The organism is Kitasatospora sp. NPDC041988, assembly GCF_055588525.1.
On the sequence record NZ_JBVJCO010000031.1, the window covers coordinates 1 to 19402 of the forward strand.

Genomic DNA, 19402 nt, shown 5'->3' on the forward strand with positions numbered 1-19402 from the left:
TGGTTGCTTGAACCCGCACCTCCCGACACCAACAAAGGGCCAGCCACCGCCCCCCCGCCCCCCCCCCCACTTAAACCCCGTGCCCCCTCCCCGTCGTCCCCCCCGGCCCCCCCCGGGGGCACCCCGGCCGCCGCCACGCATCGACCATGCGGCGGCGTCGCCGCGGGGGAATTCCCATCATCCGGGTGAAACCCGCCGCCCGGCGCGTGACCTTGCCTCCCCGAACTCCCTCCGTGCACGAAGATCTCGACCGCACACGCGCCATGCCTTCCAGGAAGTGGAGTCGAGTTCGTGAGTTCCCTCAGACGAGGCCTTGCCCGTACGGCCACCGTGACAGTGACGTCCCTCGCGCTCGCCGGCGCGTTCGCGTCGCCGGCCGCCGCCGTCACCTTCATCGGCCGGGACGCACCGACCACCGTGACCATCGCGCCCGGCCAGACCGCCGCAGTGCCGTGGACGTACCAGAACACCGGCGGCCCCGGCCTCCTTCCCCCCTCCGGCATGTCGGCCGTGTTCACCGCGCCGGGCAACACCACCTTCGCCCCGCAGTCCACCGTCCCCACCCAGTACAGCGGCGACGGCTCTTCCTGGACCGGCAACAATGTGGGCCTGCGCAACTGCACGCTCAGCAACGCCGGCCGAACGCTCACCTGCGAGGGTTACGGACTCAACGGCGGCCGCAGCGGCTGGCCGTCCAACGGGTACTTCCGCTTCTCACCGCAGGTCACCGTGGACGCCTCGGCACCCGCCAACACGACGCTACCGCGCGGCAACGGCAGCTTCCGCTACCGGGACCCGAACAACGGCACCGACTACACGATCACCGACGGCACCCTGAACGTCGCCACCCCGCCGCGCGTGCCGAAGGGCATGTGCCTGGATATCGGCAACACCCGGTTCAACGCCGACAACGCCCGGATCTGGCAGTGCCTCGACCACACCAACCAGCGGTTCGTCCTCGACGAGGGCCGGGTCAAGGTCGCCGACACCGTCGGCACCAACCCGGAAATGTGCCTCGACGCCGACAACACCGGCTTCAACGGCGACAACGTCCGCATCTGGGCCTGCGAGTACTCCGACGCGGCCACCGCCAACCAGTCCTGGCTGCTACGCCGGGGCTCGTTCGTCCTGGAGTCGACCCTCGGCACCGCCCAGGAGATGTGCCTGGACGTCGGCGGAACGCGCAACAACAACGACAACGCCTTCATCTACCAGTGCGGGGCCGGCAACCCCAACCAGCAGTTCGTCGTAGAGGAGGGCTACATCAAGGTGAAGGACACCCTGTGAGGTGATCTGACGCGGGGCCGCCCGCCCTTTCGCCGTAGCGCGGCAAGGGCGGGCGGAACACGACCAACCCCACTGGTCAGCCGATCAGTTGGTCCGGCTCGTCCAACCACGGGCGGTGCTCACCGGCGGCGGTGACCGTCAGGCCGAAACGGGTGAGAGCGGGCTGCCCCTGGCGCACCCACCAGGCGTGCGCGGCCGTGATCTCGTCCCAGAGGTTGCGGGGGCCCGACTGGGACACCGCGTGTCCGCCGTCCCAGTCGGCGAAACGGCAGTGTGCGTAGGAGACGCCGTCCCAGACCTCAAGGCGGCCGGTGCCGAAGCGGTCGTAGTCGGCCGCCACGTCCTGCCGCAGCAGGCCGGGCAGCCGCAGACCGGCGGCGAAGGCCGCGTCCGTCTGCTCGGCCACCTCTGCGGGATCGAGGCCGGAGGGGCCGTGGCGAACGTCCTCGATGTCGAACGCGTCGGTCTCCGGCCGCTGGTCGCGCACCCACATGAACGCCACGTCCTCCATGAACGGCCCGCTCGCCGAGAGGCCGTCCTCGGCCACGGTCAGCTTCAGCAGGCCGCCGTTGCAGAACGGCGTGCCGTAGGGCACCAGGACCACGCCGCCCGGCACCGTCTGCTCGATCACCGCGACGGGTACGCGCTGCACCGCGGCCGTGAAGTGGACACGGTCGTACGGCGCGCGCTGCGGATACCCGAGCGTGCCGTCGTCGGCTCGCACCGTGGCCCGGAGACTGTTCGCCCGGAGGCGCCGGCGGGCCTCGGCCGCGATATCGGTATCGACCTCGACGGTGATGACGTTCTCGGCGCCCAGCCGGTGAGCGAGCAGCCCGGCCGTCCAGCCCGTCCCGGCACCGACTTCGAGCACCCGCATACCCTCAGAGACGTCGAGGTGGCGGAGCATCCGGGCGATCACCGTGGGCATCGAGCTGGAGGAGGACGGGGTGGTGGAGCCCTCGTACAGCTGGGTGACGAGCGGCAGATCGGAGGCCACCAGGTCGTACCAGCGGACGGGGTCGGTCGTCCGGTCGATCCATTCGCCCTCGCGGAAGAACGAGTTCGGCATGAACAGCCGGCGCGGCACGGCTCGGAAGGCCGGCTCCCAGTCGGCCGACAGGACGCCGGACTCGCGGAGTGAGTCGGCGAGTTCGTTCCAGTTCATGACGTCCTCAAGGCTTCGCCGGCTTGGGCAGGTTGGTGGGCGGCGCGTCGCGCTTGCCGTCGTACGGAGCGGTGTCCGGCTTGCCCGAGTGCCCGCCGCCTTTACCGCCACCGGCCTTGCCAGGGCTGTCGCCGCCTGATCCTCCGCCGTGCTTTCCCATGGCTGTCCTCTCTCGTGAGTCGATCGATGGATGCGCCGGGGGTGGGTCGTAAGCCGCCCCCCGGCGGTCGGCCTACCGGTCCGGGGGCCTCGGGGTGGGGTGCCGCTCGGGCTGCTGCGGCGGCGGCGCCGGAGTCGTCATACTTGTGTCTCCTCACACTGAGGTTCTCCCCAACGCCCGTTGGCGGTGAGGACGTTCGGTGATGTGGACCCGCTCCGACCGCTTGTTCGCTGCCAGGATCCGGCGGCCGGGGCGGGAGCTGGAGTAGCGCCTACGCGCCACCCGCGCAGCAGAACGTCAGCAGCATCGCGGCGACCACCACGACGCCTGCCACGGAGACGGCAAACGCAGCGGCAAGCCGACGGGTGTCGCGGATGCCTCCGCTGTCCAGCCCGTCGTCCGTCATTGGTGCGCACTCCCGTGGTGGCGGCGCATCAGCACACGCGCGTCCACGGCCCCGGAGTGGTCGAAGGCAGCCCGAGCGGAGGCCTTTCGCGCGCCCAACTCCGCGCACAGCAGACACCCTTCGACCATGGCAGGTTCGCCTGCGGTGATCGCCTGGCGCAGAACTCGTGCTCGGTGCCGCTGCGGGGCACCGAGCACGGACAGCCACGGGTCCACCGGCTCCAGCTCGCCGGCACTCACGACGCCTCCGCAGAGACGCAGTTAACGCACTCGCAGTGCGCGAGGACGGCGTCCCGGTTCAGGGTCTCGGCGGCGGCCGCGTATCCGGGAACGCGCCGCGCCTCCCGGAAGTCGTCAAGCGGGTTCCACCCCCTGGGCATTCGGGCACTCTGCCCACGCCTTGGACACGGCTCGACAAACCCGCGAGCCGGGTGCTCGTTTGCCATCATCACTGCTCCCTGCCTCAGTACCCGTGCTACGAGAAGGTACGGAGAGTGATGGGCTGCTCACCATCAGGTTCTATGAGATTGCACGCGAGTTAGCCAAGAGCTTCCACTGCCGATGTGATCAACGCACGAGCAACCGAACCATAGACTGCTGTACGCTGCAGCACCCCGAAGGCACTGATGTACTGGGCCAGCTCCGTCGGCGCCGTAATCGATACTGCGGCAGTCAGAAGCTCCACGGAAACCTGCGCGTCGTCATAGATGCTGAACGTCTCGATCGGCCACATCCGCCGGCCGGCGACGAAAGGGATCACACCAAGCGAAACAGACGGAAATGACATCACTGTCAGCAAATGCCCGAGCTGACCTGCCATGGTCGCCACGTCGCCCACCCTGTAGCGCAGGACAGACTCTTCTACCAGCAACGCGAAGCGATGCTCGCCCTCGTACAGCACTCGATTGCGCTCTATGCGCGCCGTCACGGCCTCGGCGACGTCGTTGGGCGTCCGATGAAACTCCGAAATCGCCGACAGCAACGCGGTGGCATAGGGAGGCGTTTGAAGCAGCCCTGGAACGACGTTGGAGCAATAGACGCGGAACAGCCTTGTCCGCTCGAACAACGGAACGTGGGACTCCTGAAGTCTGCGCAAACCCGTGCGCTGGAGTCTGCGCCACTCCACGTACATTGAGTCGGCTGAACGCGAAGCCGCGATGAGGTCGGCCGCCTGGTCATCCGCTCCGCACAACCTGCACCACGTGCGAATATCATCGTCGGAGGGCGCCGTGACCGCATTGATGATGCGTGAGCTCTTGGACGCATGCCAGCCCGCCAGCCGGGCCAACTCGCGCCCGTTGAGACCAGCGTCCTGGCAAAGCTCCCGAAGCCTGCCGGCAAGAGCCCTACGCGCTTGCTGAGCGCTCGACGATGGGGATACAGGCATGGTCTGTGGCCGAACGCAGTGGCTACAGTTCGAACTGCGCGTGCGGCGTGGCACGCCCCCAGACGGCCTCGAACGCTCCAGCGCACTGAGCCACGACAGCTTCGTCGTCTTCCATCACATGGTCCAGGAAGGCGCCGTCTCCGGAGAACAGGCCGAACCGAAGGATCGAAGAGTCGAACAGCCAGAAGTCATTGCCTGGCAGGAGTAGCTTCGAAGCCTCGCCCCGGGAAAGCCAGCGGACATCCTCGCCAGCCTGGATGTTCTGGAACGTCGACGCGTGCTCGTACCTGATGTACTCACTTGCGGGGAGCGAGACAACCCGTGCACGCCGGACCTCAACACCCCTGGCGGTAGCCAACTCAACCAGGGAGTGAAAGCCGTTCCACCAACTGTGCCTGTTGGCAGGGTCGTGGCGATGTCCGGCCTTCCAGGCCGCGAAGTCCGCATCCTCCTCCGCCACCCCATAGACGTCCCTCATCTCCAGGTGCACGGCGGAGTTGTGACAGGAAGCCAGCAGCTCAGCGAAGGTCGGAACCTTCTGCGACATCGATAGCCTTCCTGAGGGCGGCAGCCATCCTGACCGGCAGCCGCACCACGGTCTCGTGGGCGGGGATCGGACCGGCCTCCCGGCACTCGGCCGTGGTTGTGTCGTCCGCTCTCCACCCCTGGATGACGAACTCTCCGGCGGCCTGGTCAACCCAGACGGTCGGGCAGTTCTCCCCGTTGGTGTTCGGATCCTTCGCGATGAAGGTTAGCTTCACGACATCCTCCAGCACCGATGGGTTGCATAGATGTGCACGACGGTCGCGCGCATCGCTTGATCAAGTCAAGAGCTCATGCAAGGCTCCGGCTACTTAACGTCAAGGCCGCAACTGGCCAGCGCGGCAAGTAGCGCACCGCTTCCCCGCCTCCATGACCGGGCGGCCGCACAGGCCGTCCCGCCCAGGGCACTCGTGGTGCCTCGGACCCGGCGCTGGACCGGCCGCGAGCGACACTGCCGCAGCCGGTCGAAGGGGCGGGAACGGAGGCACCTTCGACAAGCGGCCCGCGAGGATCGCGCCGACGCTGTGGGTGACCTTCTCGGGCAGTGGGGCGGACAGGACGCTCGTCAGAGCGTCCCCCGTCCAACCGGCCGCGAGCAACCCCTCCACCATGGCGGCCTGATCCATCAAAGGCTTTCCGGCAAGGGCCATACGCGGGTCCCGGCGCCCGAGTTCGAGCAGCAGCGTCATGCCCTCCGTCATGTGCGGCGGCGCAAGCGTCCGCGCCTCTCGGGACGGATGGACGGAAGGATGGCCTTCAACTTCCTTCCGAGCCAACGTCTTTCCCTCAAGGAGGGGCTTCCCGTCTTCCCGGCGCCTTCCGTTCCAGCTCCAGGTGGACCGGCGGCCGGAGGTACGGGAAGCGGCGGCAGCGTGTGAAGCGCCTTGCCCGTCACCGGGACTTCGTGGACGGAGACCGCCGTCCGGACGTGCCCCGTGAGCGGGTCACGCTCGGTGCGACGCACATAGTGGCCGGCTTCCTCCAGCTCGCGCAGCGCCCGGGACACCGTCGCGCGGCCCTCAACGCTCTTGGCCGCCAAGGTCCGTACGTCCTCCCGGGCTCCGTCGGGGAGGCTGAGGAGATAGCTCAGCAGCCCTCGCGCGGCCCACGACAGTGAGTGCTTCCGGACGACGTGGCCGTTGTCCAGGATCGTGTACCCGGGGGCATGCTTGGGGATACGATGAATCTGCATTCGGAGTCCTTTGCTCCAGTGCCATACCCCGGGGTGTTCCAGCACCGCCGGGGATTTTCTTGCCGCTGATCACCGTAGATGCGGCAAACGTGCTCCAACGCCGAATCCGGAAACGTCACCCGAACAGGGGGCGCCATCGCAAAGCAGCGCGCCCGGACTGATCCGGGCGCGCCGCTCACCATGACAACCTCAGGCCTTCGGGCCCGTCGACTGGACGACCTCGAAGGACCACAGCGTGGAGCCCGAAGCAGCCGGCCGCTTCGGGGCCTCGCCCTCCGCGGCGGGCGGACCCTGGCGGTGGGCGGCCTGCATGGGACCCTCCATCCAGGCCTTGAAGTCGTCCTCGCTGCGCCAGCGGGTGTAGACGAGGTACTGATCGGTCCCCTCGACCGGGCGGAGCAGCTCGAACCACTCGAAGCCGTCGGAGTTCTCGACGGTCCCGGCCCGCGAGGCGAACCGCTTCTCCAGCACCTCGCGCTGCTCGGCCGGAACAGTCAGCACGTTGATCTTCACCACGGACATGCCGCACCTCCTCGTCCGCCGGGGCCCGTAGCGGGCCCCGGCCCTCGTCTGTGTCAGCTGCAGTCTCCTACACCTGACGCCTCGGCCGGGTGCGGGGCGGCGCGGCCCCCCAGGGCGAGCCGCCCCCTGAAGCACCGTGGGACGTCTCCAATCGGACGCCGCCGGCCGTCCCAAAGCGCAGGTCCCGGCGGTGAGACGAAGTGCGGTGTGTCCCACCGGAGTCCGGGCCGCGATCACCGTCCGGCGGCTCCCCTACGCTGGGCCAACCGCCCGGCGCCGAGCCGAGTCGCCGCCCCCGTGAGGTGCGCCGCGACCGCCCTCCCATCAGGACCGCGCCCGGACGACCCGACCCAGAACCTAGGAGCGATCCGCCATGCCGTTGCGCCGGAGCGAGAGGACAGGCCGGGACCGTGCTCCCCGCGGAGCGCGCCCCGCCGACCTCGGGGCGGGGCTGCTGGCCGTACTCGCGCTGCTGAGCGGCTGTGCCACGGCCACGTCCGCCACGTCCGCCGTGCCCCCGATCTCCGCACCGCCCACCACTGCGGTGGCACCGCCCACGGCGGGCACGGGCATCGCCGACCTCCACCTTCCCATCGAGCAGTACATGCTGACGGCGGTTCAGTCGGTGCAGTTCGACTGGGTGCGCAAGGCCGCGACCGGCTCCTGCATGAAGCGGTACGGGCTGGACTACCCGGTGCCGGCCAAGCCCGGCCCGGACGGCCCGGGTGTGCACGCCTTCACGCTGATGAACCGCCGCTACGGCATCACTGATGCGGACAGCGCCGCCCGGTGGGGCTACCACCTGCCGCAGACCGCGTCGGCTCCGGCCGCCCCCGGGCAGCCGGTCGCGCTGGCCGCGATGCCCGCCGCCGCCCAGACCGTACTGCTCGGCGTCGACCCGGCCCGCGGCTCCCGGGTGAGCACGTACCAGGGCCAGGCCCTGCCCGAGGGCGGCTGCTTCGCGGAGCTCGACCGTGTCCTGCCGGGTGCTGTCGGCGGCCCGCAGGGGCCCGGCAACGGGCCGCAAGGCGTGGTGACCGACATCAAGTCGGCGAGTTTCACCGAGTCGAGGTCGGTGCCGGAGGTCGTCGCGGCCACCACCGCCTGGGTGGACTGCATGAAGGGCCGCGGCTTCGACATCCCGGATCCGCTGAAGGCGCCGGCGACCGTCACGACGATGAACGACCCGGCGCCGGGCAGCGCGGAGATCGCCCAGGCCGTGGCCGACGCCGACTGCAAGGGCCGGACCAACCTGACCGGGATCTGGTTCGCCTCCGAGTCCACCCTGCAGAACGCGGCGATCGCCAAGCATGCGAAGGACTTGGCCGTCGTCAAGGCGAGCCTCGACTCCGAGGTGGGATCGCTGGGCCGGCTACTGGACCACGACTGGTCGTCCCCGACGCCCGCCACCCTCTGACCCCCCGCCCCTCAGACCTCCCCCGCCCCTCAGGCCACCCCGAACCACCCCTGGCCGATCCGGCCGCTCCCCGCCCGCGCGTCGGGCGCGGACCGCGGGACGGGCGGACGGGGCCGTGCCGCGGCCGCCGCAGCAGGCGGTCCGGCAGCCGGGCCGCGGACCGGTTCCGCGACCCGGCAACCCTCCACCGAGTGAAGGAGCACCAACACCCATGAAGCTGAAGTCGACCGGCCGCCGTCTGGCCACCGGCGCGGCGGCGCTCGCCATCGCCGGTACCACCATGCTCACCGGCGCGGGCCCGGCCAACGCCGACAGCGTCACCACGATCAACGGCTGGAGCACCTGGAGCAACCCGGTGCGCTGCAAGGACAGCAACGGCGCCTACGTCACCCTGTGCATCTACTACTCGCCGGGCGCCGAGGGCGCGATGACGATGGAGTACACCGTCCAGGACGGCGAGATCGACGGGACCTTCTGGAAGCAGGACCAGTACGGCTCGGCCGGCTACGGCCAGAAGGTGCGCAACAACGCCGCCTCCGTCGAGAACGCCACCAACTCGACCATCGGCGTCTGGGTGTACCCGTGGTTCTACGGTGACGCGAACTACGTCCCCGGCGGCCGCGGGGGCAGCCTGACCCCGAACCTGCGGAACAACGAGGCCTCCTGGGGCATCGTGGACCAGCTGGACCGCGGCGGCCAGGTCCGCCTCGACTGACACGCCGACACCCCCGCACCACACCCGACACCCCGCACCGCGCTCACCGCGGTGCGGGGTGTCCCGCTCCGGTCGGACGCATCCGTTCAGACGCCCCGGCCAGTCAGATCCGGCCAGTCAGGTCCGATCAGGCAGATCCGGCCAGTCAGGTCCGATCAGGCGGCTCCGGCCAGTCAGGTCCGATCAGGCAGCTCCGGCCAATCAGATCCGATCAGGCGGCTCCGGTCAGGCGATCCACGGCGGGACGACCCGCTGGTCGTCCCGCGGCGCCAGTCCGCAGGCGCCCTCCGGGGTGACGGCGTCCGGGTTGTAGGCGACGGACGGGGTGGGCGAGGCCACCACGGCGGTGAATCCGGAGGAGGTCCGCAGCTGGCGGGCGATGTCCGCCGGCAGCACGAGGGTGTCGCCCGCCCCGACACCGAGCTCCTCCCCGGCGAGGTCGATCACGGCGTCCCCGGTCAGGAACGTCCAGACCTGCTCGGTGTCCATGGCGTGCAGCGGCCCCTGGCGACCGGGCTGCATGTCGACGTGCCACATGGCCAGGGCGGTGCCGCCCTGGGTGGGCGAGGCGAAGGTGGTCATGACGCCGTTGGGCGTCTCGGTGCGACGGGCTTCGGTGTTTCGGATGACGGTCATGGACGGCAACCCCCTAGAATGGACAATGACGTTGTCTATATGGTCAATGAGGTTGTCTATCGTGTCAAGCGATTCCCCGCCGCCCCCCGGCTACGAGCTGCCACTGCGCCTCCTGCTCGCCTTCCGCGTGATCATCGACGAGCTTCACGAGCGCATCGCCCGCGAGGGCCACCCCGACCTGCGCCCCATGCACGGCTTCGTCTTCCAGGCGATCGGCCCCGACGGCACCACCGCCGTCGAGCTCGGCCGCCGGCTCGGCATCTCCAAGCAGGCGGCCGGCAAGACCGTCGAGCAGCTCGAACAGCTCGGCTACGTCGAGCGCGGCAGCGACCCGGCCGACGCCCGCCGCAAGGTGGTCCGGCTCACCGCACGCGGCATCGACTGCCTCGTCCGCTCCGCCCGGATCTTCGACGAACTGCGTACCCAGTGGTCCGCGACGCTTGGCGAGGAGCGGCTGCGCGCCCTGGAGACGGACCTGTGCGCGCTCGCCCCCGGCGACCCGTTCCGCTTGGACACCCCGCGCTGGTTCGGTTCCCCCTGAAGCGGGCCCGAAGAGCGTCTACGGCGCGCTTGAGGGACGTTCAGACCGAACGCCCCTCCCCCTGGTGCGGGTGCTCCGGGCCGACCCGGTCCGGCCGGTCGCGCCAGTCGGCGCAGAGCGCGGACGAGAGCCGGGTCAGCAGGTCGGCGAGGTCCGAGTACTGCTTCTCGTCCCAGTCGCCGAGGAGTTCGGAGAGCTGCTCCCGCCGCGCGGCCACCAGCCGCAGCGCCGCCGCCTCACCCGGTTCGGTGAGCCGCAGCGGGAGGCCGCCGGTGCGCGAGGCGAGCCCACGGCCCTCGACCTCGCGAACGGCCTCCTCGACCACCGCGACCGGGACGACCCTCCGCTCGGCCACTTCGGCGGGCTCGACCGAGCCGTGGTGGTACATCTGCAGCAGCAGCCAGCTGGAGGCCGGCTTGAGGTCGAGCCCGGCCGACGCCGTGATCCTCCGGAACAGGTCGCGCCGGGCCTCCCGGCTGCTCAGCACCGAGAGGGCGCGGGCGATCTCGTCCAGCGACGAACGCTCGACCGGGTTGAGGCCGATCGACTCGCTGAGGTCGGGCGCGGTCACCGTCGAGCGGAGCTTCTGTTCGCGCAGGAAGAGCGAGAGCACGAAGGCGACCATGGCGACCGGCACCGCGTACAGGAAGACCCGGGTGATCGACTCGGCGTACGCGTGGTAGATCCCGTCCTGCACATCGGGCGGCAGCGTCGCGATGACGCGCGGGTCGGAGGTCACGGCCCCCGGGTTGAAGCCGGGCGGCAGCGGCACTCCGGCGAGGGCGTCGGCCAGCCGGTCGTTCAGCCCGGACGCGAAGACGGTGCCGAAGATGGAGACGCCGAAGGACGCGCCGATGGAGCGGAAGAAGGTGGCGCCGGCGGTGGCGACGCCGAGGTCCTGGTAGCCCACGGAGTTCTGCACGATCAGCACCAGCACCTGCATCACCAGGCCCAGGCCGAGGCCGAAGACGAGGAAGTAGCAGCTCATCTCGAAGGTGCTGCTGTGCTCGTCCAGCCGGGAGAGCAGCAGCAGGCCCACGGTGGTGACGGCCGTTCCGGCGATCGGGAAGATCCGGTAGTGGCCGGTGCGGGCGACGATCTGGCCGGAGCCGATCGAGGTGAGCAGCATGCCGAGCACCATCGGCAGCATGTGGATGCCGGACATGGTCGGTGAGACCTGCATGACCACCTGGAGGAAGGTCGGCAGGTAGGTGAGCGCGCCGAACATGGCGAAGCCGACCACGAAGGAGATGACGGCGACCAGGCTGAACGTCCGCGACCGGAACAGCCGCAGCGGCAGCACCGGTTCGTCGGCGGCCCGTTCGACCGCCACGAAGGCGACCAGCAGGACGAGGCCCAGCACGCCGAGGCCGACGATCTGCCAGGAACTCCACGCCCACGTCGTGCCGCCGAGGGAGGTCATCAGCACCAGGCAGGTGGCCACCGAGGCGATCAGCACGGTGCCCAGGTAGTCGATCCGGTGCCGCCGCTTCACCTCCACCCCGTGCAGCACGGCCGCGATCACCACCAGGGCGACCACGCCGATCGGCAGGTTGATGTAGAAGACCCAGCGCCAGCTGAGGTTGTCCACGAAGAGGCCGCCGAGCAGCGGTCCGAGCACGCTGGTGACGCCGAAGACGGCACCGAAGAGGCCCTGGTACTTGCCGCGGTCCCGGGGTGAGACCAGGTCACCGACGATGGCCTGCGACAGCACCATCAGCCCGCCGCCGCCGAGCCCCTGGAGGGCGCGGAAGGCGATCAGCTCGCCCATGTTCTGGGCGATGCCGCAGAGCACCGAACCCAACAGGAAGATCACGATCGAGGCCTGGAAGAACCGCTTCCGGCCGTACATGTCGCCGAGCTTGCCCCAGAGCGGGGTAGCCGCGGTGGAGGCGAGCATGTACGCGGTGACCACCCAGGAGAGGTGCTCAAGGCCTCCGAGGTCGCTGACGATGGTGGGCAGCGCGGTGGAGACGATGGTCTGGTCGAGCGCGGCGAGCAGCATCGCCAGCAGCAGGGCGCCGATCGGGACCCAGAGGTTGGGGACGGTGACCTCCGGCGGGCCCGGCTCGCTCGCCGGGCTCCGGTCGGGTGCGGCGATCGGATCCGTCATGGGGTCTCCGTTAGGGGGTCGCGGGCCCGGGGCGGGACGCGGGCCCGGGGTAGCGGGCCCCGGTCGGCCGGGGTCCGTGCGGACGATCACTCCCGGTTCACCATGCTGTCAGAATTGCCCTGGTTTGCGCCGTCCAGTTGAGCCGAACGTAAGAACGGCGGCCATCCGGGTGACAGGCCGGGCTCGCCGACCGTTCTTCAACTCCCAACCACCACCAACCGGCACAACACCCCCAGAGCGGGCCGGACGCCCCTGTCCCCCCTTGGAGACGTCCTGCATAATCAGGCGCGTTCGCCCCCGGGAGCACACGTCCGGGCACGTGTCCGACGAGAGCACGTCCGAGCAGGCGTCCGGGAGCACCCGCCCGGGAACACGCCGGGGGCACACGAGAACTGATCCGAGACCGAGGAGGACCGGCCGATGCCGGACCAGCACTGCCCGACGTGCGGCACCGCACGCTCCGCCGGGTGCAGGTGCCTCCCGGACCAGAGCCTGACCGAGACCACCGTCCTGCCGCACCTCGAAGGCCCGCCGCTGGTGCGGCCGTACGTGCCGCAGGCCGTCGGACAGGTCGCGGACACCCCGCCGGGCGGCGCTCCGGTGGGCGGCATCGCGTCAGGCGGCGTCTCGACGGGCCGCGTCTCGGCGGACCCGTTCGCCACCACCGTGCTGCCGCCGGTCCAGCCTCCGACGGGCCCGCCCGCCACGCCCCCGACGAGCGTCCTGCCGCCCGTCCCGCCGGCCGGGCCGGACGCCGACGCCTACGCGACCACCGTGCTGCCCCCCGTCATGTCGGCGCCCCGGCAGGACGGTTACCAGCCGGACGGGTACCAGCACGACGGGTACCAGCAGGACGAGTACCCGCAGGACGAGTACCCGCACGACGGGTACCAGCCCGACGGCTACCAGCAGGGCGGGTACCAGCAGCCCCCCGCGGACGGCGAGGAGATCGGCCTCTTCCCGTTCGAGCACTCCGCCCCCGCCGCCGGGCCCGCGGGCAGCACCGGCGGCCGGGCCGCCCGCCGCGCGGCGGAGCAGGCGGAGGGGAGTCCGCTGGCGCGGCGCAAGGGGCTGCTGATCGCGGCCGCCGCCGGGCTGCTGGCGCTCACCGTCGGCCTGGCGTACGCGGTGACGCCCTCCGCCGAGCCGGGCCACCAGGCGCAGCCGGCGCCCTCGACGACGCTGGCGCCCGCGCCGGTCGACCCGACCACCCCGCCGGAGCCGAGCCCGAGCGCGCCACCGTCGACCGGAGACTCGCCGAGCCCGACCGCGACCAGAACCGCCAAGCCGAGCCCGACCAGGACGGCAACCCCCACTGCCACGGCGACGACGCCGGTGGCGGCCGCTCCCCCGGCACCCACCACCCCGCCGGCCGTGCCGAGCCCGACCGCCACCCCGACGCCGACTCCCACGGCGACCACGCCGACGCCCACCCCGACCCCGACCCCGACGATCCGGGTGCTCCAGCTGAACATGACCGGCCCGGACGTCAAGGACATGCAGCAGCGCCTGTGGGCCGCCGAATGCGGTCTCGTCGACAAGTCGATCATCACCGGCACCTTCGACTACTGGACCCAGACGGTGTTGAGCGACTACCAGCGCTACTACCGGATCAAGGGCGAGAACAACGTCTACGGGCCGAAGACCCGGGCCGCCCTGGAGGCCGACCCGGGCTGCTGACCACGCGTCAGCCGGTGACCGCCTGGAAGATGCTGACGCCGGCCATCAGCACCATCACGCCGGCCGCCACCCTGATGATCACCTTCATCGGCACGTGCTTCAGCAGCTTCTGCCCGCCCACGATGGCGACCCCGGCCACAGCACAGAGCGCCAGCCAGGCGCCGAGGCCGACGGCGAGCGGATCGGCGTACTTGGCGGCCAGGTTGGCGGTCATGATCTGGGTGAGATCGCCGAACTCGGCGATCGCGACGACCACGAAGCTGGCCCCGGCGACCTTCCAGAAGCTGTTGGCGGACGGCTCCTTGGCGGCGTGGCCGTCCTCGTCGTCGCCCCCGCCGTGGAAGAGCAGCATGGCGGCCCCGGCCAGGAACAGGACGCCGGTGACGCCCTCCACCCAGCGGTGCGGCAGCAGTGAGAGCAGGTGGCCGGCGACCAGGGCGATGCCGACCTGGAGGGCGAAGGCCGCGGCGATGCCGGCGAAGACGTGGCTCGCGCGGTACTTGGCGCCGAGCATCAGGCTGGCCAGGGCGGTCTTGTCCGGCAGCTCGGCCAGGAAGACGATGCCGAAGGTGATGGCGAGAACGGTCAGGCTCATGCGCCCGCCTCGATCCGGCCGGCAGGGGCATCCGCCCACACGCGCCTTCTGATGGTTCGCTTGCTTCGCTCGCTCATCGGGGGTTCGGTTTCCCTCGGTCGGGCTGCCCGGCCTCGGCAGCTCCGCAAGGGGACGCTTCGGCCCGACAGCACTGGTCAGATTCACAGCACTGCGGCCGAAGGTCTCGCCGGCACGCCGAGAACGACACGTGCCCCGGGCGCCGGGCCCACGAGGGGCCAGTATGTCGACGGTCCGGTGGAGGGCTACTCCCCTTCAACGCCGACCAGCTTACCGGACGCCGCCCTGCACGGGCTGCGCGCCCACCAGAGCGCGGGCGACCAGCTCCAGCACCACCACGATCGCCACCGACTCCACCGCCAGCAGCGCGACCAGCACGAACAGCTGCACCGCACCCGCCTGGACCGGGGTGGCCCCGCCGAGCAGCATGCCGACGAAGGCGCCGGGCAGGGTGACCAGGCCCACCGTCCGGGTCTGGTCGAGGGCCGGGACGAGCGAGGTGGCGGCGGCGGTGCGGCAGATCTCCAGCCGGGCGTCGCGCGCCTCGAAGCCCAGCGCGAGCGCCGCCTCCACCTCGCCGTGGCGCTGCCGCAGCTCGTCCAGGGCGCGGCGGCCGGCCAGCGAGGTGGCGGTGAGCGCGCCGCCGATCAGGATGCCGGCGACCGGGATGACCGAGAGGCCCTTCAGCGGCAGCAGCCCGACACCCAGCAGCAGCCCGAGCACCGGAAGCACCCCGGCGCCGATCGGCGCGGCCGCCCACGTCCACTCCGGCCCGGGGGTCATCCGCCGGCCGGCCGTGCGCACCGCGACCGTGAACATCAGCAGCACGAACAGCGCCGACCACCAGAGCGAGCCGACCACCCAGGTGATCACCAGCGCGACGGCGGCCAGCTGCACCACCGCGCGCAGACCGGCCCGGAGCACCGCGTGCCCGTGGCCGAGCAGACCCCACCCTGCCACGGCCACGGCGGCGGCCAGCAGGACGGCGGTGACCACCCCGAGCAGCGGGGTGACCGGCAGCAGCTGGCTGCTGCCGGCCGCCAGCACTGCCGCCGCCGGGGCCACCGGGATCAGATCCAGCTGGTGAACCACATCCGGTCCTGCCAGGACGTCATCGGGATCACCTCCGCCGTGTAGAGCGGGTAGAAGAAGGCGAAGCAGCCGACGATCGCCAACACGATCAGCCCGGCCCCGGCCGCGCCGATCCGGCGCCGTTCGGGCGAGCAGCCGTCCGGCCCGAGCATCGCGCCGAGCATCTGGGCGACGGCCAGGCAGAGGAACGGCACCAGCACGACCATGTAGAAGGAGAAGACCGTCCGCTCCTGGTACTGGAACCACGGCAGGTAGACCCCGGCGACGCCGCAGAGCACCGCGCCGGAGCGCCAGTCCCGGCGGAAGAACCACCGCCAGAGCAGGTAGACCAGGGCGAAGCAGGCCGTCCACCAGAGCAGCGGGGTGCCGAGGCCGAGGATCTGCGCCGCGCAACCGCCGGACGCGGTGCAACCGCGCTGTCCGTTCGGCACCTGCTCCCAGTACATGGAGACCGGGCGGCCCTGGACCAGCCAGCTGAAGGGGTTGGACTGGTAGGTGTGCGGGGTGCTCAGCCCGGTGTTGAAGTCGTACATCTGCGAGTGGTAGTGCCAGAGGCTGCGCAGCGGCGCCGGCACCCAGCTCATCGGGAGCCTCGGCAGCGGGATGCCGAGGAAGCTGTCCGGGGAGAGGCCGGCGCGGTCGTCGGCCCAGTGCCGGTCGTACCCGCCGCCCGACCTGCCGCCGGTGGCGAGCCAGCCGGCCCAGGCGCCGACGTACACCACCAGGGCCGAGCCGACCATGGCGAGCAGGGCGGGCAGCGCGTCCCGGCGCAGCATCGAGCGCCAGGGGCGGCGGGCGCCGGCCCAGCGGCGGCCGGACTGGTCCCAGACCACAGTGAGCAGGCCGAAGGCGGCGAGCACCATGACGCCGTTCCACTTGACCCCGCAGGCGGCGCCGAGGAACACCCCGGCGGCGATCCGCCAGGGGCGCAGGCCGAGCCGGACCCGGTCACCGTCCGGGCCGCCGTGGCCGTCGCGGACGGCGGCCAGCCGGGCGCGGGTGTGGTCGCGGTCGACCAGCAGGCTGCCGAAGGCGGCCAGGACGAAGAACATCTGGACGCCGTCGAGCAGGCCGACCCGGCTCATCACCAGCTGGAGGCCGTCGACGGACATCAGGAGGGCGGCGGTGCAGCCGATCAGGGTGGAGCCGAAGAGGCGGCGGCCGATCCGGGCGAGCATCAGCACGGTGACGGTGCCGAGCAGCGCGGTCATGAACCGCCAGCCGAAGGGGTGCAGCCCGAAGGCCGCCTCGCCGGCCGAGATCACCCATTTGCCGAGCGGCGGGTGGGCGATGAACTCGGGGGCGGCGGTGAGCGGGACGTGCTGCGGGACGGCCAGGATGTCGGCGTTGGCGCTGTCCGGCCACGTCCCCTCGTAGCCCTGTTGGAGCAGCGACCAGGCGTCCTTGGGATAGTACGTCTCGTCGAAGACGAAGGCGTTGGGGTAGCCGAGGTTCCAGAACCGGAGGAGTCCCGCGAAGAGCGCCACGCCGATCGGCCCGAGCCAGCCGGCCCGGTCGGCCGCCCAGCGCAGCAGCCCCCGCGGCGCCGGTGCGGGGGCTGCGGGGGCTGGTGGTGCGGGTGGGTGCGTGAGCGCCGCTTGCGTCATAGCCTCGCCGATTCGCCTGTCTCGCCTGTGCCGGCCGGGGCCGGGCAGTCAACAGCCACTGACACTATGTGCCGGTGGTCACGAATCCAAGCGCGACGGGCGCCGTCCAGGTGACCCGGACGGCGCAGTCGCGGCGCTGCTCAGGGCGGGTCAAGCCGCGGTCTGCAGCTCCCGGACGGGCAGGGCGGTGCGGACCACGACCGGGGCCGCGTTGTCCTGGGCGGCGGTGAGGTACGGCCGCAGCTTCAGGGCCAGGACGACGACCAGCAGGGTGGAGCCGGCCATCGCCGCCAGGTAGAGCGGCCAGGTGCCGGAGCCGACCAGCAGCACGCCGACGGCCGGGCCGACCGCGATCGCGACCTGCTTCACCAGGGCGTAGCCGGAGTTGTAGGTGCCGAGCAGCCGGGCCGGGGCGAGATCGGCGACGATCGGGCCCATGGTGGGGGCGAGGAGCGACTCGCCGACCCCGAAGAGGGCGTAGATCGAGACGATCGCGACCGTGGCGGCCATGGTCTCGGTCCGGATCAGGCCGGCGACCAGGGCCATCGCCCAGGCGCCCAGCCAGACCACGCCGGCCGCGGCCATCGCGGTGGTGCGCCGGCGGCGGGCGGTGATCCGCACCATGAACATCTGCAGCACCACGATGGTCAGCGCGTTGGCGCCGATGGCGATGCCCAGGGTGGAGGGCGCGGTGCCGACGGTGTCGGTGGCGAAGGCCGCGACGCCGGACTCGAACTGGCCGTAGCAGGTGAAGAAGATCAGCCCGGCGAGCACGCAGAGCCGCAGCATCGCCTTGTCGGCGACCAGCGCCCGCAGGCCCTGCGGGCCGCCCTTCTGGTCCTGGACGAGGACGGGGGCCGCGTTCGGGATGCGGGCGGTGCCGGTGACCAGGGCCAGGCCCAGGAAGGTCGCCGCCTCGATGGTGAACAGCCGGGTCAGGCTGGCCGGGTCGGCGACGTCCACGATCTGGCCGCCGACCAGCGCGCCGATGCCCATACCCAGGTTGATCAGGGTGAACTGCAGCGCGAAGGCGTGCGAGCGGGTCGCGGCGGTCGAGCAGCGGACGATCATCGTGGCGAGCGCCGGCTGGCAGGTGGTGACACCCGCGCCGAACAGGAACGAGGAGACCAGCAGGGCCGGCGTGCCGGTGGCGTGGCCGAAGGCGAACGCGCCGGTGGCGGCGAGCGCGGCACCGGCCAGCAGCACCGGGCGCGGGCCGTACTTGTCGATGCCGCGGCCGGTGAACGGGAGGACGGCGAGCGCGGCCAGCGCGAAGACGGTGAACACCATCCCGGCCGCCAGCGAGCCCAGCCCCCGCACCTGGTCCACGTACACGAACATGTACGGCATCGTGAACCCGCTGCCGAACGCACTGAGCGCGTTGCCGATCTGGACGCGGCGCAGCGGGCCGCCCGCCCCATGACGCCGCTGCCTCTGCTGCTTCACCGTGCCGGTCACCGTGCACACCCCTTCACTAGGTCGCTCCCGGCTCACCGAGCCGAGTTTCGCTGGATACTCTTAAGTCCGGAAGATTTAAGAGCTAAAGTCTGACGATATAAAGTCTTAGCACCGGAAGAGTCAGGAGTCAAAGGCTTAAGGGGTGCACCCCGCATGCGACACTGGTCCGCATGACTGCAGAGAAGCCCGCGCCGGCCACCGCCCGAGAGCTGGGCATCGCCGAGCAGGTGGCCGTCTACCAGCGGGAATTCCCCGACGTGGACCCCCAGGTGGAGACCATCGTGCAGACGCTCTCCCGGGTCGCCCGGCGGATGAGCGTCGCCTACGACCGGCAGCTGACTGTGCTCGGAATCACCTCCGCCGAGTGGGAGGTGCTCAAGGCCCTGGTGGTCGCCGGGAGCCCGTACCAGCTGGGTCCCGGCGAGCTGGCCAAGCGGCTCGGGCTCACCCCGGCCGCGATGACGCACCGGATCGACCGGATGGTCGCCGAGGACCTGGTCACCCGGGAGCGCGACGAGGCCAACCGGGTCCGGGTGATCATCGAGCTGACCGAGAACGGCCGCGACAAGTGGCTGGAGTCGATGCGGATGGCCGCCGTATTCGAGGAGGTGCTGCTCCAGGACCTCCACGGCGAGGAGCGCACCGTGCTCTCCGGCACGCTGGCCCGGATGCTGCGGCGGATCGAGGAGACCCAGCCCGACGCCCTCGGGCGCACCGACGACCTGGCCTGAGCGCCGGGAGACCACGACGGTCCGGGGGGGGGGGGGGGGGGGGGGAGAGGGGGGGGGGGGGGGGGGGTGTGGGGGGGGGGGGGGGGGGGGGGGGGGGGGGGTGACGTTGACCCACGGGCCCCGGCACCCATAGGGCAG

At 71.1% G+C, this 19402-nt stretch carries 19 protein-coding genes; 6 read left to right on the forward strand and 13 right to left on the reverse strand.

The genetic code is table 11. From position 1 onward, the window contains the following. The first annotated feature begins 330 nt into the window (after window positions 1–330). Complete coding sequence (locus tag ACZ6NC_RS27380; protein WP_465736418.1) at window positions 331–1287, forward strand: RICIN domain-containing protein; 957 nt, start codon at window positions 331–333, stop codon at window positions 1285–1287. Between the two features lie 76 nt (window positions 1288–1363). Here the strand turns inward: ACZ6NC_RS27380 and ACZ6NC_RS27385 are convergent, their stop codons facing one another. The 7 genes from ACZ6NC_RS27385 to ACZ6NC_RS27415 all read right to left on the reverse strand — a co-directional run bounded on the left by ACZ6NC_RS27385 (window position 1364) and on the right by ACZ6NC_RS27415 (window position 6661). After that, window positions 1364–2452 (reverse strand): methyltransferase domain-containing protein, encoded by a 1089-nt coding sequence (locus ACZ6NC_RS27385; RefSeq protein WP_465736419.1) that lies wholly within the window; start codon window positions 2450–2452, stop codon window positions 1364–1366. A gap of 431 nt (window positions 2453–2883) precedes the next feature. Next, the gene (locus ACZ6NC_RS27390; protein WP_465736420.1) at window positions 2884–3018 is read right to left on the reverse strand and encodes a hypothetical protein; all 135 of its coding nucleotides are present in this window, start codon (window positions 3016–3018) and stop codon (window positions 2884–2886) included. 537 nt (window positions 3019–3555) lie between these two features. Next, a complete protein-coding gene (locus ACZ6NC_RS27395) occupies window positions 3556–4404 on the reverse strand; it encodes a helix-turn-helix domain-containing protein (protein WP_465736421.1) in 849 nt (282 codons plus the stop codon). Window positions 4405–4426: 22 nt separating this feature from the next. Continuing rightward, entirely contained in the window at window positions 4427–4951 is a 525-nt protein-coding gene (locus tag ACZ6NC_RS27400; RefSeq protein ID WP_465736422.1) for a DUF6879 family protein, read from the reverse strand. Further along, a complete protein-coding gene (locus tag ACZ6NC_RS27405) occupies window positions 4923–5180 on the reverse strand; it encodes a hypothetical protein (protein WP_465736423.1) in 258 nt (85 codons plus the stop codon). Before ACZ6NC_RS27405 ends, ACZ6NC_RS27400 begins: the two co-directional genes overlap by 29 nt. A gap of 464 nt (window positions 5181–5644) precedes the next feature. Next, window positions 5645–6139 (reverse strand): helix-turn-helix domain-containing protein, encoded by a 495-nt coding sequence (locus tag ACZ6NC_RS27410; RefSeq protein WP_465736424.1) that lies wholly within the window; start codon window positions 6137–6139, stop codon window positions 5645–5647. A gap of 189 nt (window positions 6140–6328) precedes the next feature. Continuing rightward, entirely contained in the window at window positions 6329–6661 is a 333-nt protein-coding gene (locus ACZ6NC_RS27415) for an antibiotic biosynthesis monooxygenase family protein (protein ID WP_465736425.1), read from the reverse strand. Window positions 6662–7034: 373 nt separating this feature from the next. Between ACZ6NC_RS27415 and ACZ6NC_RS27420 the strand changes: the two genes are divergently transcribed. Both ACZ6NC_RS27420 and ACZ6NC_RS27425 read left to right on the forward strand, forming a co-directional pair. Continuing rightward, window positions 7035–8078, forward strand: a complete 1044-nt coding sequence (locus ACZ6NC_RS27420; protein ID WP_465736426.1) for a hypothetical protein — start codon at window positions 7035–7037, stop codon at window positions 8076–8078. Between the two features lie 211 nt (window positions 8079–8289). After that, entirely contained in the window at window positions 8290–8793 is a 504-nt protein-coding gene (locus tag ACZ6NC_RS27425; RefSeq protein WP_465736427.1) for a hypothetical protein, read from the forward strand. A gap of 225 nt (window positions 8794–9018) precedes the next feature. On the opposite strand, the gene ACZ6NC_RS27430 is transcribed toward ACZ6NC_RS27425, so the two are convergent. After that, entirely contained in the window at window positions 9019–9429 is a 411-nt protein-coding gene (locus ACZ6NC_RS27430) for a cupin domain-containing protein (protein ID WP_465736428.1), read from the reverse strand. 61 nt (window positions 9430–9490) lie between these two features. Between ACZ6NC_RS27430 and ACZ6NC_RS27435 the strand changes: the two genes are divergently transcribed. Further along, window positions 9491–9970 (forward strand): MarR family winged helix-turn-helix transcriptional regulator, encoded by a 480-nt coding sequence (locus ACZ6NC_RS27435; protein WP_465736429.1) that lies wholly within the window; start codon window positions 9491–9493, stop codon window positions 9968–9970. 40 nt (window positions 9971–10010) lie between these two features. On the opposite strand, the gene ACZ6NC_RS27440 is transcribed toward ACZ6NC_RS27435, so the two are convergent. Further along, window positions 10011–12083: an MDR family MFS transporter gene (locus ACZ6NC_RS27440; RefSeq protein WP_465736430.1), complete on the reverse strand. Its 2073-nt coding sequence runs from the start codon at window positions 12081–12083 to the stop codon at window positions 10011–10013. Window positions 12084–12503: 420 nt separating this feature from the next. Between ACZ6NC_RS27440 and ACZ6NC_RS27445 the strand changes: the two genes are divergently transcribed. Next, complete coding sequence (locus ACZ6NC_RS27445) at window positions 12504–13763, forward strand: peptidoglycan-binding domain-containing protein (protein ID WP_465736431.1); 1260 nt, start codon at window positions 12504–12506, stop codon at window positions 13761–13763. Window positions 13764–13770: 7 nt separating this feature from the next. On the opposite strand, the gene ACZ6NC_RS27450 is transcribed toward ACZ6NC_RS27445, so the two are convergent. The 4 genes from ACZ6NC_RS27450 to ACZ6NC_RS27465 form a co-directional block, all read right to left on the reverse strand. Beyond that, the gene (locus tag ACZ6NC_RS27450) at window positions 13771–14358 is read right to left on the reverse strand and encodes a TMEM165/GDT1 family protein (protein WP_465736432.1); all 588 of its coding nucleotides are present in this window, start codon (window positions 14356–14358) and stop codon (window positions 13771–13773) included. 288 nt (window positions 14359–14646) lie between these two features. Next, entirely contained in the window at window positions 14647–15399 is a 753-nt protein-coding gene (locus tag ACZ6NC_RS27455) for an ABC transporter permease (RefSeq protein ID WP_465736514.1), read from the reverse strand. Window positions 15400–15446: 47 nt separating this feature from the next. Beyond that, on the reverse strand, window positions 15447–17075 hold the full coding sequence (locus ACZ6NC_RS27460) for a dolichyl-phosphate-mannose--protein mannosyltransferase (RefSeq protein ID WP_465736433.1): 1629 nt from the start codon (window positions 17073–17075) through the stop codon (window positions 15447–15449). A gap of 150 nt (window positions 17076–17225) precedes the next feature. Continuing rightward, entirely contained in the window at window positions 17226–18533 is a 1308-nt protein-coding gene (locus ACZ6NC_RS27465) for an MFS transporter (RefSeq protein WP_465736434.1), read from the reverse strand. 170 nt (window positions 18534–18703) lie between these two features. Between ACZ6NC_RS27465 and ACZ6NC_RS27470 the strand changes: the two genes are divergently transcribed. Continuing rightward, a complete protein-coding gene (locus tag ACZ6NC_RS27470; protein ID WP_465736435.1) occupies window positions 18704–19264 on the forward strand; it encodes a MarR family winged helix-turn-helix transcriptional regulator in 561 nt (186 codons plus the stop codon). Window positions 19265–19402 lie beyond the last annotated feature (138 nt).

Bases quoted from the DNA above. Each gene is read 5' to 3' on its own strand.
- ACZ6NC_RS27395 (WP_465736421.1), bottom strand. From the start codon at position 4,404: ATGCCTGTATCCCCATCGTCGAGCGCTCAGCAAGCGCGTAGGGCTCTT.
- ACZ6NC_RS27450 (WP_465736432.1), bottom strand. From the start codon at position 14,358: ATGAGCCTGACCGTTCTCGCCATCACCTTCGGCATCGTCTTCCTGGCC.
- ACZ6NC_RS27440 (WP_465736430.1), bottom strand. From the start codon at position 12,083: ATGACGGATCCGATCGCCGCACCCGACCGGAGCCCGGCGAGCGAGCCG.
- ACZ6NC_RS27430 (WP_465736428.1), bottom strand. From the start codon at position 9,429: ATGACCGTCATCCGAAACACCGAAGCCCGTCGCACCGAGACGCCCAAC.
- ACZ6NC_RS27415 (WP_465736425.1), bottom strand. From the start codon at position 6,661: ATGTCCGTGGTGAAGATCAACGTGCTGACTGTTCCGGCCGAGCAGCGC.
- ACZ6NC_RS27425 (WP_465736427.1), top strand. From the start codon at position 8,290: ATGAAGCTGAAGTCGACCGGCCGCCGTCTGGCCACCGGCGCGGCGGCG.
- ACZ6NC_RS27390 (WP_465736420.1), bottom strand. From the start codon at position 3,018: ATGACGGACGACGGGCTGGACAGCGGAGGCATCCGCGACACCCGTCGG.
- ACZ6NC_RS27400 (WP_465736422.1), bottom strand. From the start codon at position 4,951: ATGTCGCAGAAGGTTCCGACCTTCGCTGAGCTGCTGGCTTCCTGTCAC.
- ACZ6NC_RS27445 (WP_465736431.1), top strand. From the start codon at position 12,504: ATGCCGGACCAGCACTGCCCGACGTGCGGCACCGCACGCTCCGCCGGG.
- ACZ6NC_RS27420 (WP_465736426.1), top strand. From the start codon at position 7,035: ATGCCGTTGCGCCGGAGCGAGAGGACAGGCCGGGACCGTGCTCCCCGC.
- ACZ6NC_RS27385 (WP_465736419.1), bottom strand. From the start codon at position 2,452: ATGAACTGGAACGAACTCGCCGACTCACTCCGCGAGTCCGGCGTCCTG.
- ACZ6NC_RS27470 (WP_465736435.1), top strand. From the start codon at position 18,704: ATGACTGCAGAGAAGCCCGCGCCGGCCACCGCCCGAGAGCTGGGCATC.
- ACZ6NC_RS27410 (WP_465736424.1), bottom strand. From the start codon at position 6,139: ATGCAGATTCATCGTATCCCCAAGCATGCCCCCGGGTACACGATCCTG.
- ACZ6NC_RS27460 (WP_465736433.1), bottom strand. From the start codon at position 17,075: ATGACGCAAGCGGCGCTCACGCACCCACCCGCACCACCAGCCCCCGCA.